This is a genomic window from Psychrobacillus sp. FJAT-21963 (genome assembly GCF_001420585.1).
Lineage (GTDB): Bacteria > Bacillota > Bacilli > Bacillales_A > Planococcaceae > Psychrobacillus.
On sequence record NZ_LJIY01000001.1, the window covers coordinates 885,009 to 902,372 of the forward strand.

Here is a 17,364-nt window from a genome sequence, read left to right on the forward strand (position 1 = left end):
AAGCCATATTAGTAAAGAACGTTAATAGGAGAAAGGAGAATTCACTTGGGAAGAGACAATAAGCAAGGAAAAAGTAATAATAAAGATTCGCTACCACAGACCCCAAAAAACCAAAAGATAAAGCCAAATGAAATTCAAGAAGAGTTTTCACGTGAATTTGCTGAACTCAGAGAAAATGGAACAAACAAGTTAAATAATAAGAAGAGCTAATTGTGAAAACAATCCCACTAGAATTTCAACTAGTGGGATCTATCCTTTCTTTAACATATTGCATTACTTGTTCAGATGTCTGCAAAAACAAGGCTTTATCTACAAGTTCCTTCATTTCACTTTCCTTCAAATGATTGATTTGATTTCTAGCTTTTAACATGGATGGTGCGCTCATAGAAAACTCATCTAATCCTAGCCCTAGCAATAATGGAATCGCTATGGAATCCCCAGCCATTTCTCCGCACATCCCTACCCACTTTCCTTTTGCATGTGCAGCGTCGATGACCATTTTGACTAATCTTAAGATTGCAGGATGATATGGTTGATACAAATAAGATACATGCTCGTTCATTCTATCCGCTGCCATTGTATATTGGATTAAATCATTCGTTCCTATACTAAAAAAATCAACTTCATTTGCAAATTGATCAGCCACTATTGCTGTAGAAGGAATTTCTACCATTATTCCAATTTCGATATGATTAGCTACCTCGAATCCTTCCTTTAAAAGAACTGCTTTTTCATCTAATAAAAGCCGCTTGGCTTCTCGGAATTCTTCTAGAGTTGCAATCATCGGGAACATAATTTTAAGATTTCCAAAATTACTTGCTCGGAGCAAAGCACGTAATTGAACTCGAAATAATTCTTGTTCTGCTAAACAAAGACGAATTGCTCGGAAGCCTAAAAATGGGTTTAACTCCTTAGATAAGTTCAAATAAGGAAGCTTTTTGTCGCCACCAATATCCAATGTTCTAACGACCACTGGCATATCTTCCATCTTTTCTAGGACTTGTTTATATGCTTGAAATTGTTCTTCCTCTGTAGGAAAAGTATCTCTTTCCATATAAAGAAATTCAGTTCTGTAAAGGCCTACTCCCTCCCCTCCATGTGCAATGACACTTTCGATGTCCCGTGGCGAACCAATATTAGCAGCAACTTCAACTTGTTTACCATCTAACGTGATCGTTCGTTTATTTTTAAGTAATGTTAATGTTTTCTTTTGAAGTTCTAGCATGTTTCGTCTCTCTATATATAAATCAATCTTTTCTTTAGATGGATTTATAAAAACTTCTCCATTATCTCCATCAATAATTAGTAAATCCCCATTTTTTATAGAAGAGGTTGCATTTGATGTACCTACAACAGAGGGTATCTCCAATGAGCGGGCCATAATAGCAGAATGGGATGTTCGTCCCCCCATGTCTGTTGTAAATCCCTTAGCGTATTTCTTATTTAGTTGTGCGGTGTCAGAAGGAGCTAAATCTTTTGCAACTATTATTACCTCTTCATCAATCATTGCTATGTTAGGGATTTCTAACTTCAATAGCTTTGCTAATAGTCTTTTTGTGACATCTCTAATATCTGCGGCACGCTCCTGCATATATTCGTTATCCAATTGCTCAAACATCTCGATTAAAGCATCCGTAGTTTCTTGCAATGCAAACTCTACATTTACATTATCTACTTTTACTTTACTCTCAATTGTCCCCAATAGTTCTGGATCACTCAGAATTAGCAAATGAGCACCAAAAATTGCACCATGTTCTTCACCTATACCATCTGCGGTACGATCTCTGATTTTTTGTATCTCTCTTTTTGCCTCTTGTAAAGCGGAGTGAAAACGAGTAATTTCTTCCTCCATGCTAGTAATGGCTTTTTTAATGACTGTAAGATTAGGTTCCACTAGCAAAAAAGCCTTCCCAATGGCAATTCCAGTGGATGCAGCTATCCCTTTTAAATTCACCATGTAGTAGTCCTGAGAATTATTATATTGATTGTTCTAAACATCGATCGTCCCCTTCTTGCTATAAAATCTATTACCATCATAGTAAAGCAATACAATACTTATTCTTAAAAAAGAAAAAAGCCCGGATTGTTTTAACCGAACTTTTCCTACTGTTGATATTTAGTACTTCTCTTACAAATTATCTTAAAATCCCAGTACTCAAAATAGAAGTATCCACTTGAATATCCCACTCTAACTTACTAATGGTTTCATTTGTTAATTCCTTATCCCAATTTCCTTTGTAGTGCATTCGAAAATTTTCAGTTAAACCTATTGGGTCCACTTCTAGTTTTTTAATTTCCTCCAAAAAATTACTAATGTCTTGTTCAACTTTTTTATTCACATCTTTTTCCAGGCCAACGATGTTATCTATACTTTTTAACTTGTTTTCTCTCTCGCCTCTATATTCTATTAAAGTACCTGATATTTTTAGCACAATGTTCAATTTGGGTGCTTTTAAATCTTTATTACTTCTAATTTTTATTTTGCTATCAATCAAGTCAATCAATAATTTTTCTTTTTGGTTTTCATTGTTAAGCTCGATATTTAGTGGTGCCAGTTTTTTTCTTCCTTGCAACGCCTGTATGATTAACCCTTCATTTGTAGATAAACTTTTGAGCATCCTTTTTTCTTTAAATAAAGCAATGCCATCAATATCTATTTTCCCGTCTTTAGATTTTAGGAATGGAACGATAGAGTCAAAATTAGGGTTGGTTTGTGTATACATAAAATCATGAATATTCGTATTTGGATTAAATGCTGTATTAACACTAGGTTGTAATAAATCGTTTAAATACATTATCACGCTAGGTTTATCTGGATATTCTTGTTTCAGCATATCCTCTGCACTTTCTTTTACTACTGCAATGAGTACTTTGTTACCAACTTCAGCGTTTCTATATAGCTGTTGAATTGCTTCACGAAAATCCCCATGAAGTGCAAATTGCTCATTAACAAGAACAACCCGTAATTGATTTAGTACTATCTTTTTATCAGAAAGTGCTTCTATTTCCACTATTCCTTTTGATATCAAATCAGTGGAAACACTGAAGATTTGTGTGTGCTCCTTCGCTTCTGGATCGTATTGAGGGATGGCTACCGTTATCTGTGTTTGCTCATCATCTATATAGTCAAATGCCAATACTCCTACCATGCCTACATCTTCAAGAGGTATTTTTAATTCCTTTTCTGTACAACCTGCTAAGAATATAAAGCAGAAAGTAATTGCAAGCAATTTTAATTTTCCTTTCATTGTTGCACCTTCTTTTTTCTAAGTACATGTACAATACTCAAAAATATTGGCCAAACTACCAGCAGATAACCTGCATAAAAGCTTACCTCATATAGTTTTTGCTTCATTTCATTAGAATAAGGGAAGATAATGATCAAAAAAACAACGGTTGTAAGTATATAAACATGAAGCTTGCTTTTTTTAGATCGAATGGAATCTAATCCTTTCTTCGCACTCCATAGGTATACTGCCAATGAAGACAAAACTAAAAATACCCACATCGTCATTCCAATAATATCTATCCTTTCTATAAAAGTAAGCTCACCTGCTTTAAACAATTGCAATACGGAGAATTCGACATTCTTTAATTGCCATTCTGAATAGTACATAACACTTACAAATGTTGTTATGAGACAAAGAATTATACTTATCCAAATTCCAATAGATGCATGTTTAAATGCCTTTTTTTGATTCACAATATAGGGATAATAAAACAAGATTAATTCATACCCCAGAATAGATAAATATCCTTTTCGTAAAGCTTCAAACATTTCTTTGAAATTGAAATTAAATAAAGGGAAAATATGACTTACATCCCCTTTTTCAATTGCCCATCGTAAAAAATATAGCAAAGGTAATGTTAAAAAAAATGCCATCATACAAAATCGTGCAATAGATTTTATACCACCTTTAACAATGTATATTAGAATCAAAATTAATAAAAATATAGGGGCAGTAATTTTTTGTTCCGGCAGGGCAGTAGTTTGAATAAGCTGCATATAGTTACTGATGATTGCAGCTAGAAACAAAGTAAATTGTAGAACAAAAAATATATTTATACTTTTGCCAATCCATTTACTTAGCAAAAGCTCGTTTATTCGAAACAAATTTTCATTTGGAAATTTAGACATAATCCATATCATTGGCCATAATGTTAAACTTGCAATTATACCTAGCACTAATGGAAAAAATGCCTCACTGTAACCTAAAGAACTTAGCCGTTGAGGAAGTGAAAGGATTCCAGTACCAAACATTGCACTTTGCGCCAAGAAAACTACATGATAACCATTCAAAAGCTTCCGTTTGTTTGTACTCACCCTAACCTACCTCTCCAAACTGATTTTACTTTTTCTGCGATCTTGCTATTCCTGTTTTATTTTTAAGGAAAGCTATTGGAAATCTAAAAATGCCATCCTTTAAGTCCCCTGCTTTTCTTGGTATAATCGGTGACATAAAAGGAGTACCTAAGGAATTTAACCTTAGTAGATGAGCGATTAACCAAGCAAACGCAAGCATTTGACCCATTAACCCAAACATCCCTGCCGAAATAATAAAGATATATCGAACAAATCTACTTGTATTACTCATTAAAAAGATAGGAGGAAGAAATGATAGTAATGCGGAGATTGCTACTAATACAATTAGAATATTACTTATTAGTCCTGCCTCCACTGCAGCTGTACCAATAACAATACCTCCTACGATACCTATCGTTTGTCCAACTTTTGCAGGCATTCTAGATCCAGCTTCCCTTAATACTTCTATAATTAACTCGAGAAACAAAACTTCAAAAAGAGGAGGAAAAGGAACTTTTGCCCTAGACTCCTGTAAATTCAATAAAAGTTCATAGGGAAAAATTTCTGGGTGAAACGTTAATATCGATATATACATAGGAGTTATCATTATGGTTAAGAAAAAACCAAAAAATCGAAGGAAACGAAGTAAAGTAGCTGTTGTCCAACGATTATAATAATCTTCAATGGAAACAAACATCTCTAAAAAGGATGTAGGACAAATAAGTGCCGATTGGCTATTATCCATAAATATAGCAATTCTTCCATCGACCAAATAATGTGTTATGCTATCAGGCCTAACCGATATATAGAACTGTGGAAAAGGTGAAAAGGGATTATCCTCTATAAGCTGTTTTAATATAGAAATATCAGTGAAATAAGGATGGTTTATTTTATCAATTCTGCCTCTTACCTTTTCAAGATTTTCTTTATTTACGATGTCCTCTATATATAGAATAGAAATCTTTGTATTCGTTTCCGATCCAATCGTTCTATCTTCATTCTTTAACATTGGATTACGAATACGTCTTCTTACTAATGATATATTTGTTTCCAATGATTCCGTAAATGCATCTTGTGGCCCTATAACCGTTGATTCTGTCTCGGTATTTGTAATAGCCCGAGTAGGTGCACTATAAGTATCTATATTTACCAACAATTTTGTTTCGTGAAAATACAAAAGTGTATAACCTGAAGTGAGTTTAGACGTGACCTCAGAGGCATTGGATGCATCCAACTTTTCAGATACTTGATGAATTTGATTTAAATGATTGGCAAGCGGAATTAAAACCATTGCTTGTAACGTCATTTTCTCTACGAGTGAGTTGCTATAAATAACTGTGACTAATCCCTCATCGGTAGATATTTTTTTATATATAACATCATTAATTTGACTGGTATACTGCTTGATTATTTCAATCGGTTGTTCCGGTTCCGATTGAGCTTTAGTTTTATTTTCTTCTCTTTTTTGAGATGGACGACCTATTGTGGTACGTACCAACTTACGATTTTTCATTCGTACCACATACCCTTCTACAAGCTTTAATGACTAGTTTATCCATTTTAAATAATAGTATTCCATAATATCTAAAAGTGAATTGAGAACTTTTTCATACGAATTTCGTTCAAGTAAATAAGAAAAGAAAGAGGCGAGCGGTCAAGTGAAAGATTCGAAAGAATGGTTAACAGAAGAACTAACAAAGGTAGAGGCTTGGGAGAAAGATCAAAGTGATTTATGGTTTTGGGAAAAGCTCGGACGTATCCCTTTTAAAATGATTGATAAATGGACACCTAAATTTATACAAAACAAAATAGGGGTACTTTTGGACGAGCTTGGTCAGTACGTTCAAACTGGTGGTAACTATTTAAGTTCTGTATCTAAGATCCCATCTTATTATCCTGATTTAGGAGTTGAAACATTAGAAGATGTACAAAAACTATCTGTCTCTCTAATGGACAAATCAGTAGCCAATCTTACGAAAAATAGAAAAAACATCGCAACCATTCAAGGTGCTGGAACCGGCATTGGAGGAATTTTTACACTTACACTGGATATTCCGCTCCTATTAGGTTTACAGTTAAAAACTTTACAGGACATAGCCATTACCTATGGTTACGATCCTAATGACAAAAAAGAACGTTTATTTATTATAAAATGCTTACAATTTGTGTCCGCTGATATTGTTGGAAAACAAACTATTATTTCACAATTATCGAAGTTTGATCATCACGATGAGATCATCAAAAGAGAGGTTGTTTCAGAGATGCAAGGTTGGCGTGAGGTAGTTTTTGCTTATAGAGATCAATTCGGTTGGAAAAAGTTATTTCAAATGATTCCAATAGCCGGACTAGTCTTTGGTGCCTTTATCAACCGCTCCGCTGTGAATGATATTGCAGAAGCAGGCATTATGCTTTACCGTAAAAGAAGAATCAACGAGAAGCTAAACAAGAACGATCATTTATAATAACTAGTCAAAGACTTATGCCACTTAATCTCTATAAAATGGTATAAGTCCTTTTTTATATAAATTACCAATACCATCTAGTAATCTAGCAGATAATTTCTTTGGAAAATAACGTTTTCTATAAAACTGTCTATGGAATTTTTTTAGATGATTCCAACGCATACATTCTTTTGATTGTCTATAACGAGCAACATCAATAATCTTAATGTCCCCATTTGGTGTAATAATAATGTTACGTAAGTGAATATCAGAGGGATTTAATCCTTTATTCGAAGCTAACGATAGTGCTAGATCAATTTCTTTTACTTGGGCTGAGGTTATTTCATTTCCAAGAGTAACATTCTCAAATATCGTATCACCTTCAATGAAATCAATTACTATATAATTGACCCCTGTATCATAAAGAATAGGGTAATAGTCAATTCCTTGAAGCAGTTGATAAATTTCTGCTTCCTCTTGTGCAACAAATATTAAGTTTGGATAGTACACTTTAATTGCAATTTTTGTTGATATTATTCTGAAAACAAATGCACTTCTTCCTACCCCTACAAGCTCTAAGGATTGATCATATGAAATAAGTCGATTTTCTTCGTTTATAATAACTGAACTCGCGAGTGTATAATAATTATTCAAAGCTGTGACCCCCAATAAATAATAAAAAAGAATAATACTCCTTCATCACCTCAACCTGAGGAAGTAGCTTCTAATCGTAAAAAAAAACGACATAACCAATATTTGGTCATATCGTCTCTTAGACAAACCTTAACCAAATAATTGGTAAGGTCTCGCTAACAACTTTCGTTGCCAACAAAGCCGAGGAATCTATTCCTGTATTGACGACTTTGCCGTATAGCTACTCCCCTTAACGGAAGATATTTTTTATTTTGTAGGCTTAGTATATGCGTTTCCAAATGGAGAGTCAATCATTTGAATTCGATTACCTGGGGCTCTTCCCCTTTTGTGTTCATTACCCTAACTTGTGTAGGAGTTATTTTTAAGATAGTCAGATCAGGATCATCCGGACCTGTAAACCAACCTTTTAAATCAGCATTCCACACTTTTTCCTTTACATTTTCTTCATCGGATTCCTCTACAGTACCTTCAATTTCTAAAAAAGAATCTCCTAGTCCTTTACCTTCGTACCCGATTAGAATATGCGTGTTCGGATTTTTTTGAACCTCTTCCACTTTGTGTGTCTTTTTACTAGTCGCAGTGTACAGGATAAATTCATCGTTAAAGAAAGTCATATAGCGGGAGTGTGGTTTATTTTGCTGTATAGTCGCCATTGTACCAATTTTGCTATCGTTTAAGATTTTAAGTGCTAATTCTTTTGCCATAAATAAATCGTCTCCTTCCACTCATCTCCTTTTTATTATTCCTTAAATAATCCTAATTAAACATTGATTTTAGAATGAATAATTACCATATTTTCAGAAATTGAATAGCTCGTTGACGTCCCTTTTCCAACAAATCCTTTTTCATTTCTTCCGTCATATCAAATTGAGTAGCACTATAATCCTCCACTGGAATAAAAATTATATTCTTTTCAATTTTTCTTGAAATGTATCTTTCATCATGTGCATTTTTCATTGTTGAAAATAGAGCTTCGAACAACTGTAGACCATTGTTTATTGTATGTCCCGGAACGTCCTCAGAGTTTCCACTTAGCTTTAAACCAAGGACCGGACGTTCCTTATTACCATTATCATATATCCACATAGGAAAGTTACTTAAAACTCCACCATCCACTACTATTGTATCTCCAGTTCCTGTCTTTAATTTGATCGGTTCAAAGAAAAATGGAATCCCGCAGCTCATTCGTATAGCTCGAGCAACAGGAAAACTGTCAGCAGATATTCCATAATCTCCTAAGTCGTCAGGAATCACAATCATTTTGCCATTCGTCAGATCCGAGGCAACTACTTTTAGTGAACCTGGTTGTAGATCAGAAAATGTATAAACACCTTTTATTGCAAGTTTTTCTAAAAACCAGTTTTCTAATGCCTTTCCTTGATATAATCCCATACGCCAATACAAGTTTAACCATTTCATTAACGGAATAGGAAGAAGTGTTTTTCGAGGATCCAGTAGAGTGTTTGTATCCAGCTCATCTAGTAAATTTTCTATTTCTTTACTTGAAAAACCAGCAGCGATAAAAGCAGCTAGAATTGATCCTGCACTTGTTCCAGCAACTCGTTTGAAACGGTAACCTTTCTCTTCTAACACTTGATATGCGCCGACTAGGGCAAAACCCTTTAATCCACCTCCTGAAAACACCCCATCTATTAACATATCTTTATCCCCCTTTTTTCTTGGTGTTGTTACACTTTAAGAGAAAAATAGGAATAATAGAACTAAAATTGTTGAAACATCTGCAACTCCATCACTTTTAGATAAATCTAACTAATTTAAAAATTTTAATTGATATTATTTATTTGCTTCGTTATAATAAATCTATTATCGAAAAGCGTACTTTTGTACGATATACGTACAAAATATGAATCTACTTTTTAATGCACATGTTTTTGTCATTAGAGAAATGTAAGGGGTTACATGAACTAAAGGGGGAACATACATGACAATAGAAATTAATCAACAGCTAATTCCACCTAGAACTTTTGGTGAAAAATTAAAAAACATTGGCCCAGGAATTGTCGTTGCCGCTACAGGAGCCGGAACAGCAGATCTAATCACTTCTCTTGTACTCGGCACTCAATTTGGTATGACATTTGTATGGGCAATTATTGTTGGATCTGTTTTAAAATACTTTCTAAATGAAGGCGTAGGAAGATGGTATTTAGCAACAGGTCAGACAATCTTAGATGGCTGGCAACAGTTGGGTAAGTGGGCTACAGGATATTTCGGGGTCTACTCCATCATTTGGGGCTTTGTTTATGGTGCTGCTGCCGCATCCACTTCAGGCATGGCAATGCACGCAATGTTTCCTATTATGCCAGTTTGGGCCTGGTCTATCATTCATGCAATTGTAGGATTTATTTTAATTTGGGTAGGAAAATATCTTCTTTTTGAAAAAGTTATGACGGCTCTAATCGCTGTTATGTTTGTCACGATTATCGGTACAGCAGCTTTATTTTTACCAAGCTTCGGTGACTTTGCATTTGGCTTCGTGCCACGAGTTCCACAAGGTTCTTTCATCCTAATGCTTGGATTGATTGGTGGTGTAGGTGGAACTATCACGATGGCTTCCTATGGATATTGGTTACGTGAAAAAGGTTGGAACGGTAAACAGTGGATCGCAGCAATGCGTACAGATGCAAAAATTGCATATTTTCTAACTGGTTTATTTACTCTTGCAGGTCTCATTATTGGTGCACAATTTTTAGCTGGAACGGGTGTAAGTATTCGAGATGACGAAGGATTAATAAAACTTTCCGAAATGCTAGGAGCTGAGTTTGGTACACCAATGAGATGGATGTTCTTAGTGGCTTTTTGGTCCGCTGCCTATTCGTCACTGCTTGGAGTATGGAATGGAGTTCCCTATCTGTTTGCGGATTTCATCAAAACAATCCGAAAAAATAAACAAGAAGTATCTGTTAAAGATCCAGCATACCGCTTTTATCTATTCTGGCTTACTTTCCCACCGATGATTTTATTCTACTTTGGGAAGCCAGTTGAGCTGATCATTCTTTATGGAGCACTTGGAGCTATATTCATGCCATTTTTAGCACTTTCTTTACTGCTCCTATTAAATTCAAAAACAATAGCAATAGAGTCTAGAAACAAATGGGTACCAAATGCTGTGTTAACTGGTTGTTTAATTATGTTTGGCTATCTTGGAATACAAGAGTTAGTTAAGCTATTCTCTAAATTTATGTAATGGAAAACCCGTTTATTGTATATAAACGGGTTTTCTTTTATTTATGACGATTATTATTCGTTGGCTTTACTTTGTTTTCACTGTCTGCAATTGTCTCTGCCTCATCATTAATGCCTCTTACATCTAAATCATCCGGACTTAAATCGTACCCGTATCCATATTCTTCCCGATCTAATGTATTACTTTTCTTAAGTTTATTTTTGTTTTTGTTATTGTTTGTCATGAATTTTCACCTCCATGAAGAATAACTTGTGCAAATGAAAGGTTTTTATTCCATCTCAGTGAATGTAGAACGTATTATCTGCTCATCGATCATTTGAATTACTTTTTTCACTTTTTCTTTTGGAAGCGTTGCATATTGATCCCCTATATTCACTTCGAAATAGCAAGTTTTATTCGTTTTTTTATTTACATACCCAGTTAAACCAATGCCCATTTGTTCATATACATTTATTAAAACCTTTTCCATATCCTCTTTTGGTGCCTGGAAGTAGACATGGAACATATTAGACACAGGCTCTCTTGGAATTGTAGAAATTGCTTGACATGAGTTAAAAAAAGAAGCTAACTCCTTTGCATCTTCGTAATACTGCTCCATTTTTGGACATTTTTCTTTGAAATAATAATCCGCACTTATAATATACGGATACAAGCTTATTAAATCACCACCATGTCGTCTTTTCCAAATCTTAGATTCCTCTGTAAAGTCCTTTTCCCCAGCAAGAATAGCTCCAGCAATACCCCCGATACCTTTGTAAAAAGAAACGTACACACTATCAAAAAGACTACAAATTTCAGCAGCTGTTTTATTATAAAAAGGAAGAACCTCAAAAAGTCTTGCTCCATCTAAATGTAGCTTAATCCCTTTTTTACGACAATAGTTAGAAATTTCTTCAAGTGTTTCGAAATCAGGTAATTGACCGCCGATTTCTCGTTGTGGCAGTTCTAATAATAAGCAAGCAATATCCTGCTGCATATCTACTACATCATCTAATTTGATTAGTCTATTTTTATCCGCTAACAAAATAGGTTCAATATGATGTAATTCCTTTAAGCCGTTTTCCTCATGAATCTCTAAATGGCATAAAGGATGATAGGCAACTTTTTTCAATTCTTTTTTATCACACCATATACGTAATGCAATTTGTTGGGCCATTGTACCACTGGGGAAAAATACAGCCGTTTCTTTCCCTAAATAAGATGCCATTTTTTCTTGAAAATTTATAATAATCTTTCCATTCCCATAAATATCACTCTCTAAATGGTCGTCTACCTCTTGGAACACTTCTTTTAAAACGTGTATATTTCTTTTTCCATGTCCATTTATCTGATACTGTGTTTGTCTGAATGATTCAAACAGATTATTTATTTTCGTCATTTTAAATTCCGCCCTTTTATTTTATTTATTCATACAATTCTATATAAATATATTGTAAAATTCATCAAACAATTAGTTTGTCACTAATTCTCTGTCTTGTTGCTAGTTTTATCATATAAGAAAATAAAGAGAGATATCACTTTTTTAAGTGATATCTCTCTTTCAAAGGTTTACTTTTCGCCTTGTCGTTTTAATGCAGCTTGAATGTATGCTTCGAAAATTCTTTTTGAGGCTTCGTCCCCATCCATTGCAAATTCCTCGGGATGCCATTGAAAGCCGAATACAAAATTGTGCTTCGTGCTTTCCACGCATTCAATAATCCCATCCGTTGCTTTTGCAACTACTCGTAAATCTTTTCCTATTTCATTTACTGCTTGGTGGTGAAAAGAATTCACCTTAAATTCCTCTTCTTGCACTAATTCATATAAACGACTATCTTTTTCTACTTTTACAGTATGCGACCTATGTGTTCGCTCAGCCTTTTGTAAATGCTGAATAACAGGCTCCTTTCGCTGCGAGTGAATCGACTGGTATAGAGTTCCTCCAGAAACTATGTTCAGCATATGTAATCCCCGACAAACTCCTATATAAGGTTTATTTAGCTCCAGTATTTTCTGTACCGTTGCAAACTCCATTGCATCGAGTTTGGGTGTGATTCTACCTAGATGAACTATTGGTTCCGCACCATAATAGGATGGGTCTATATCTTCTCCCCCCGTAAGAAAAAGTCCATCGATTTTTTCACAAAGCTCATCTATATCCATATCTGGAATTAGAGGAATTAATACGGGTATACCTCCAGCTTGTGAAATCGCTTGACCATATACTGAGGGCATAAAATAATTTCCATCCTCTTTTACTTCTACCGTTATACCAATGATTGGTTTCATATAATATTCTCCGTTCTTTCATATGTACTACATTAATTTAATATACCCCCTATTTATTTAATAAAAACGAAATTTACCTTCCAATTATTTGCTGATTATAAGTTTGTTTTAGTGCTTTAAGGGAAGAATATGATAGATAACATTTAGAAGGAGGATTCCAATGACTAAGGATAAATATGAAAAAATTCATGAAGAAGTCCCTGGACAAACTCAGAAGCAACAACCTGGTGTAGAGGAAGAAATGACTCCTGCTCCTATTTTTGACGACAAAAACTATAAAGGTTCCGGTAAATTAAAAGGGAAAGTCGCGCTCGTTACAGGTGGTGATAGCGGGATTGGACGAGCAGTTTCTATAGCCTTTGCTAAAGAAGGAGCTAATGTCGCCATTGTTTATTTGGATGAAAATGAACAAGATGACGCTGAAACAACCATAAAGCATATAGAGGAATACGGAGTAAAAGCATTTAGAATACAAACAGATTTAAGTGATGATGAGAATTGTCAAAATGTTGTAGATCAAGTGATTCAAAAATTTGGACAGATAAATGTCTTAGTAAATAACGCTGGAAAACAGTTTCCTACAAAAGACTTTTTAAAGATAACGCCAGATCAATTACAAGAAACGTTTTCTACAAATATTTATGCCATGTTTTATTTAACACAGGCTGCACTCCCTCATATGACAAAGGGAGATACTATTGTCAACACCTCTTCTATCACTGCATATAATGGTTCTCCGGAACTTATTGACTATTCAGCGACAAAAGGGGCTATTACTTCCTTCACACGGTCACTTGCACTTAACTTAGTCGAGAAAGGAATACGTGTAAATGCTGTTGCTCCTGGACCAATTTGGACGCCGCTTATTCCAGCAACTTTTGATAAAAAGAAAGTGGAAGAGCATGGGGACAATACCCCGATAGGCAGACGAGGTCAACCAGCTGAAAACGCGCCAGCATATGTATTTTTAGCCTCCTCCGACTCCAGCTATATGACTGGACAGACCATCCATGTAGATGGCGGTGACTTTGTCGGCTCATAAGAATAAGAACAAAAAGAAGTCTTTTCCTATGGAAAAGACTTCTCAGACCTGTAGACAAAGTACCCCGAGAGTTCGTCTCTCGGGGTACTTTGTCAATTTTGAAGGTATTTAAGTTCAAATTTCCCCTGAATTTTATGTATGAGTCGTCTCTACGAGACGTTTTCAACTCGCATACATCATTTTAAATAACATAACGGGATCAATACTTGGTCGCCCATTAGCAGAGTAAAGATGTTCTACTAATGGATAAATGAAATGGAAATCAATCGCGGCATCTAATTTACGAACCAAATGGTCCTTCGGTACAAGCTGCTCAATCGTTAGCATTTCAAGTTGTTCACATTCATTGATTTGGTTATTAGTCATCATGATATTTAAACAACTCAACCTCTTACGATTTAGAAACTCAACACTTTTTAAATTAGCCAACACTAGTCGATTGGAGTGGAAGGCGCGAAGACTCCTACGGGAACAGCACGAGCCGAAGCACCCGGACTGAGCGTAGTGAAATTAATTTTTGCGACGAGCTTGCGCAGGAGCAAGGGAGAAGGCTGAGGCCGTGCCCGTGGAAAGCGTAGCGCCTGAAACGGAAATCGACGATTTTTACTATGTATTTTAAATAAAAAAAGACTATAGACAATTTCAAATTTCTTTGAGTTTGTCTACAGTCTGAAAGAAGTCTTTTCCTAAGAAAAGACTTCTTTCTATTGCTTCCTAAAAATCAAAATTATCAGGATTTGGTCCTACTCTATGATTTTGATTTAAACGATTAATGCGCTCCATGTCTTCTGTAGTTAATACAAAATCAAAAACGTTTGCATTTTCAACAATTCGATGTTCCTTCGTCGACTTTGGAATTGTAACAACTCCATTTTGTAAGTCCCACCGTAAAATAACCTGTGCCACCGATTTTTCATATTTAGCCGCTATGTTTTTCAAATCATCATTGTCGAGTAATTGTCCCTGCATAAGCGGCGACCATGCCTCTAACTGAATATTTTGTTGCTCACAGAATACTTGTAAATCTTTTTGAGTCAATCGTGGATGATATTCTATTTGGTTCACCATAGGTTTGATTTCTGCGTCTGTTAATAAATCCTTCAAATGATGTATATGGAAGTTACTTACACCGATCGCTTTAACTCGTCCATCTTTATAAAGCTTTTCTAATGCTCTCCATGCATCTTTATATTTGCCTTCCACCGGCCAATGAATAAGGTATAAATCTAAGTAATCTAAGCCTAGCTTAGTTAAGCTCTCTTCATAGGCTTCAATTGTTTTTTCATATCCTAGCTCCGAGTTCCAAACTTTCGAAGTAACAAAAAGGTCTTCTCTTGCAACACCCTCTTCTTCTATTGCTTTACGGATACCTTGTCCAACCCCGACTTCATTACCATATACAGCAGCGGTATCAATACTACGATAGCCATGAGTAATTGCAGTTTTTACTGCATTTACTAGCTCTTGTCCCTCTTCTACCTTAAATACTCCCAGTCCTAACCAAGGCATTTCCACACCGTTATTCAAAGTTGTAGTAGATTGTAAATTTTGCATTGTTTCATTACCTCCGATATTTTTTGTTTTCAGCCAAAGTTCATTCAAGCCCATATAAAGTTACCCTTATTACAATATGTTTAGTCGTTTTTTATCTTTTGTTTCCAGCAATCGACTAACAGCAGTTAAAATTGCAGCTATTATAACCATTATTGCTCCAATCCAAGCAGTATGGATTAACCCTATTGAATCCGTCACTACTCCCCCTACAAACGAACCAATTGCTATTCCTGCATTAAAAGCAGCTATGTTCATTGCTGAAGCAACGTCAACAGCACTTGGTACAAAACGTTCAGCTAATATTACAACGTATACTTGGAGTCCAGGTACGTTCATAAATGCAAACAAGCCCATTAATATAATTGTTATTAATCCAGCAATTTTAAATGGTGCAGTAAAAGTTAGAATTAGAAGCACGATTGCTTGTGCAACAAACATATAAAATAAAGCACCAATTGGATTTTTATTCGAGAGCTTTCCTCCAATCATATTTCCGATTGCAATTGCAATACCATATACAAGCAATATAATCGCTATTGTACCTTGTTTAAATCCAGTTACAGCCTGAAGTAATGGAGTTAGGTAGGTGAATACAACAAATGTTCCGCCATACCCTAAGGCTGTAATGAATAATACTAATAATAAACGTCCGTTTGTTATTAGCTTAAACTGATCTCTTATTGTTGTTACAGTACCTTGTCGTAAATCGGACGGAACAAGAACGCTATTTGCGATAAAACCAATTACACCAATGACAATGATTAGGACAAATGCAAAACGCCAGCCAAGCTGTTGACCGATAAATGTACCAAACGGAACTCCGGTTATCGTAGCAACGGTTAGTCCCGTAAACATGATGGAAATTGCACTCGCCCTACGATTTTCAGGAACCAAATCTGCGGCAATAGTTGAACCTATCGACATAAATATTCCATGAGAAAATGCCGAAATAATTCGGGCAACTAATAAGACTGTAACACTTGTTGCACTTGCCGCAATACTATTCCCTATGATAAAGACTATCATAATCCATAGCAGTAACGATTTGCGAGGAATTTTTGAAGTTAGGGATGTTAAAACTGGAGCTCCTATCATTACACCTAATGCATAAAGCGAAACAGTCAGACCTGCTGTTGTAAGTGATATATCCAAGTCTTTAGAAATAAGAGGCAAGAGTCCAACGCTAACAAACTCTGTTGTTCCTATTGCAAATGCACTAATTGCAAGTGCTAGAAGTGCAAACATACTTCTTTTTTTATCTAAACTCATTTCTCTCTTCCTTTCTTGAGTGTGCTGTATGAATAAATCTCCGGAGAACAAAATATAAACATAGTGTAAATACACCAGCAGATGTTATTATGGTTCATAGAGATTCAAAAGAAAAGTACGCACTTTCAAGTAATATAGACACCAAAAAGTTATATAGGTACTTTTTAGTTCCTTTAGAAAGAGGTATTGAATGAAAAAAAAGAAATATAATATATCCGTTGAAGCAACATTAGAAGTAATCGGAGGGAAGTGGAAATGTGTTATTCTCTGCCATCTTACTCATGGGAAGAAAAGGACAAGTGAATTGAAACGCCTTATGCCTGACATTACACAGAAAATGCTAACGCAGCAGTTAAGAGAACTTGAAGCAGATGGGGTAATTAATCGTATTGCTTACAATCAAGTACCACCAAAGGTAGAGTATGAATTGAGTGAGTATGGTCAAAGCCTTGGGAGTATTTTAGATGCATTATGTGCCTGGGGAGAGGTTCATATTACAAAAGTATATGGAGATAAATTTTCTGTCTTGGAGGACAGTATATTAAATGACAAACTTAAAAACGAGATTCCAACTTAATGGAACCTCGTTTTTTATCCGAATTGTCCAAAGTAATAAGCTACACTGGTT

Annotated in this window: 17 protein-coding genes and 1 pseudogene; 5 read left to right on the forward strand and 13 right to left on the reverse strand. The window is 35.2% G+C overall.

Annotated elements, in window-relative coordinates:
- Nucleotides 1–45: 45 nt before the first annotated feature.
- The gene (locus AN959_RS20945) at nucleotides 46–210 is read left to right on the forward strand and encodes a YfhD family protein (protein ID WP_156350721.1); all 165 of its coding nucleotides are present in this window, start codon (nucleotides 46–48) and stop codon (nucleotides 208–210) included.
- A gap of 25 nt (nucleotides 211–235) precedes the next feature.
- Here the strand turns inward: AN959_RS20945 and ptsP are convergent, their stop codons facing one another.
- From ptsP to AN959_RS04240, 4 genes are all read right to left on the reverse strand, one after another.
- Nucleotides 236–1,957, reverse strand: a complete 1,722-nt coding sequence (gene ptsP / locus AN959_RS04225) for a phosphoenolpyruvate--protein phosphotransferase (RefSeq protein ID WP_056828557.1) — start codon at nucleotides 1,955–1,957, stop codon at nucleotides 236–238.
- Between the two features lie 178 nt (nucleotides 1,958–2,135).
- Nucleotides 2,136–3,248: a Ger(x)C family spore germination protein gene (locus AN959_RS04230; protein ID WP_056828559.1), complete on the reverse strand. Its 1,113-nt coding sequence runs from the start codon at nucleotides 3,246–3,248 to the stop codon at nucleotides 2,136–2,138.
- Nucleotides 3,245–4,324, reverse strand: coding sequence for a GerAB/ArcD/ProY family transporter (locus AN959_RS04235; protein ID WP_056828561.1), 1,080 nt, complete (start codon nucleotides 4,322–4,324; stop codon nucleotides 3,245–3,247). Before AN959_RS04235 ends, AN959_RS04230 begins: the two co-directional genes overlap by 4 nt.
- A 25-nt stretch (nucleotides 4,325–4,349) precedes the next feature.
- Nucleotides 4,350–5,816, reverse strand: coding sequence for a spore germination protein (locus tag AN959_RS04240; protein ID WP_082460765.1), 1,467 nt, complete (start codon nucleotides 5,814–5,816; stop codon nucleotides 4,350–4,352).
- A gap of 145 nt (nucleotides 5,817–5,961) precedes the next feature.
- Here AN959_RS04240 and AN959_RS04245 point away from each other — a divergent pair, with 145 nt between their 5' ends.
- A complete protein-coding gene (locus AN959_RS04245) occupies nucleotides 5,962–6,765 on the forward strand; it encodes an EcsC family protein (RefSeq protein ID WP_056828563.1) in 804 nt (267 codons plus the stop codon).
- Nucleotides 6,766–6,789: 24 nt separating this feature from the next.
- Here AN959_RS04245 and AN959_RS04250 read toward each other — a convergent pair whose 3' ends face one another.
- The 3 genes from AN959_RS04250 to AN959_RS04260 form a co-directional block, all read right to left on the reverse strand.
- Nucleotides 6,790–7,398 carry a hypothetical protein gene (locus tag AN959_RS04250; protein ID WP_056828565.1) on the reverse strand — a complete coding sequence of 203 codons (609 nt, stop codon included), beginning with the start codon at nucleotides 7,396–7,398 and terminating at the stop codon, nucleotides 6,790–6,792.
- Between the two features lie 290 nt (nucleotides 7,399–7,688).
- Entirely contained in the window at nucleotides 7,689–8,102 is a 414-nt protein-coding gene (locus AN959_RS04255; protein WP_056828566.1) for a pyridoxamine 5'-phosphate oxidase family protein, read from the reverse strand.
- An 82-nt stretch (nucleotides 8,103–8,184) separates the two neighbouring features.
- Nucleotides 8,185–9,057 (reverse strand): patatin-like phospholipase family protein, encoded by an 873-nt coding sequence (locus AN959_RS04260; RefSeq protein ID WP_056828568.1) that lies wholly within the window; start codon nucleotides 9,055–9,057, stop codon nucleotides 8,185–8,187.
- Between the two features lie 283 nt (nucleotides 9,058–9,340).
- Here AN959_RS04260 and AN959_RS04265 point away from each other — a divergent pair, with 283 nt between their 5' ends.
- Entirely contained in the window at nucleotides 9,341–10,603 is a 1,263-nt protein-coding gene (locus tag AN959_RS04265) for an Nramp family divalent metal transporter (protein ID WP_056828570.1), read from the forward strand.
- Nucleotides 10,604–10,640: 37 nt separating this feature from the next.
- Here AN959_RS04265 and AN959_RS04270 read toward each other — a convergent pair whose 3' ends face one another.
- The 3 genes from AN959_RS04270 to AN959_RS04280 form a co-directional block, all read right to left on the reverse strand.
- A complete protein-coding gene (locus AN959_RS04270; protein WP_053590762.1) occupies nucleotides 10,641–10,826 on the reverse strand; it encodes a hypothetical protein in 186 nt (61 codons plus the stop codon).
- Nucleotides 10,827–10,871: 45 nt separating this feature from the next.
- Entirely contained in the window at nucleotides 10,872–11,981 is a 1,110-nt protein-coding gene (locus AN959_RS04275; protein ID WP_056828572.1) for a low specificity L-threonine aldolase, read from the reverse strand.
- 170 nt (nucleotides 11,982–12,151) lie between these two features.
- Nucleotides 12,152–12,871, reverse strand: a complete 720-nt coding sequence (locus AN959_RS04280) for a gamma-glutamyl-gamma-aminobutyrate hydrolase family protein (RefSeq protein WP_056828574.1) — start codon at nucleotides 12,869–12,871, stop codon at nucleotides 12,152–12,154.
- Nucleotides 12,872–13,031: 160 nt separating this feature from the next.
- Here AN959_RS04280 and AN959_RS04285 point away from each other — a divergent pair, with 160 nt between their 5' ends.
- Entirely contained in the window at nucleotides 13,032–13,913 is an 882-nt protein-coding gene (locus AN959_RS04285) for an SDR family oxidoreductase (protein ID WP_056828576.1), read from the forward strand.
- 171 nt (nucleotides 13,914–14,084) lie between these two features.
- Here the strand turns inward: AN959_RS04285 and AN959_RS04290 are convergent.
- The 3 genes and pseudogenes from AN959_RS04290 to AN959_RS04300 all read right to left on the reverse strand — a co-directional run.
- Nucleotides 14,085–14,282 (reverse strand): annotated as a pseudogene (locus AN959_RS04290) (IS5/IS1182 family transposase); the annotation flags it as partial.
- A gap of 345 nt (nucleotides 14,283–14,627) precedes the next feature.
- Nucleotides 14,628–15,467 carry an aldo/keto reductase gene (locus tag AN959_RS04295; RefSeq protein ID WP_056829137.1) on the reverse strand — a complete coding sequence of 280 codons (840 nt, stop codon included), beginning with the start codon at nucleotides 15,465–15,467 and terminating at the stop codon, nucleotides 14,628–14,630.
- A gap of 69 nt (nucleotides 15,468–15,536) precedes the next feature.
- The gene (locus tag AN959_RS04300; RefSeq protein ID WP_056828580.1) at nucleotides 15,537–16,736 is read right to left on the reverse strand and encodes an MFS transporter; all 1,200 of its coding nucleotides are present in this window, start codon (nucleotides 16,734–16,736) and stop codon (nucleotides 15,537–15,539) included.
- Nucleotides 16,737–16,926: 190 nt separating this feature from the next.
- Between AN959_RS04300 and AN959_RS04305 the strand changes: the two genes are divergently transcribed.
- On the forward strand, nucleotides 16,927–17,313 hold the full coding sequence (locus AN959_RS04305) for a helix-turn-helix domain-containing protein (RefSeq protein ID WP_056828582.1): 387 nt from the start codon (nucleotides 16,927–16,929) through the stop codon (nucleotides 17,311–17,313).
- The last annotated feature ends 51 nt before the right edge of the window (nucleotides 17,314–17,364 follow it).

Bases quoted from the DNA above. Each gene is read 5' to 3' on its own strand.
- ptsP (WP_056828557.1), bottom strand. From the start codon at position 1,957: ATGGTGAATTTAAAAGGGATAGCTGCATCCACTGGAATTGCCATTGGG.
- AN959_RS04230 (WP_056828559.1), bottom strand. From the start codon at position 3,248: ATGAAAGGAAAATTAAAATTGCTTGCAATTACTTTCTGCTTTATATTC.
- AN959_RS04240 (WP_082460765.1), bottom strand. From the start codon at position 5,816: ATGAAAAATCGTAAGTTGGTACGTACCACAATAGGTCGTCCATCTCAA.
- AN959_RS04255 (WP_056828566.1), bottom strand. From the start codon at position 8,102: ATGGCAAAAGAATTAGCACTTAAAATCTTAAACGATAGCAAAATTGGT.
- AN959_RS04260 (WP_056828568.1), bottom strand. From the start codon at position 9,057: ATGTTAATAGATGGGGTGTTTTCAGGAGGTGGATTAAAGGGTTTTGCC.
- AN959_RS04265 (WP_056828570.1), top strand. From the start codon at position 9,341: ATGACAATAGAAATTAATCAACAGCTAATTCCACCTAGAACTTTTGGT.
- AN959_RS04270 (WP_053590762.1), bottom strand. From the start codon at position 10,826: ATGACAAACAATAACAAAAACAAAAATAAACTTAAGAAAAGTAATACA.
- AN959_RS04275 (WP_056828572.1), bottom strand. From the start codon at position 11,981: ATGACGAAAATAAATAATCTGTTTGAATCATTCAGACAAACACAGTAT.
- AN959_RS04280 (WP_056828574.1), bottom strand. From the start codon at position 12,871: ATGAAACCAATCATTGGTATAACGGTAGAAGTAAAAGAGGATGGAAAT.
- AN959_RS04285 (WP_056828576.1), top strand. From the start codon at position 13,032: ATGACTAAGGATAAATATGAAAAAATTCATGAAGAAGTCCCTGGACAA.
- AN959_RS04295 (WP_056829137.1), bottom strand. From the start codon at position 15,467: ATGCAAAATTTACAATCTACTACAACTTTGAATAACGGTGTGGAAATG.
- AN959_RS04300 (WP_056828580.1), bottom strand. From the start codon at position 16,736: ATGAGTTTAGATAAAAAAAGAAGTATGTTTGCACTTCTAGCACTTGCA.
- AN959_RS04305 (WP_056828582.1), top strand. From the start codon at position 16,927: ATGAAAAAAAAGAAATATAATATATCCGTTGAAGCAACATTAGAAGTA.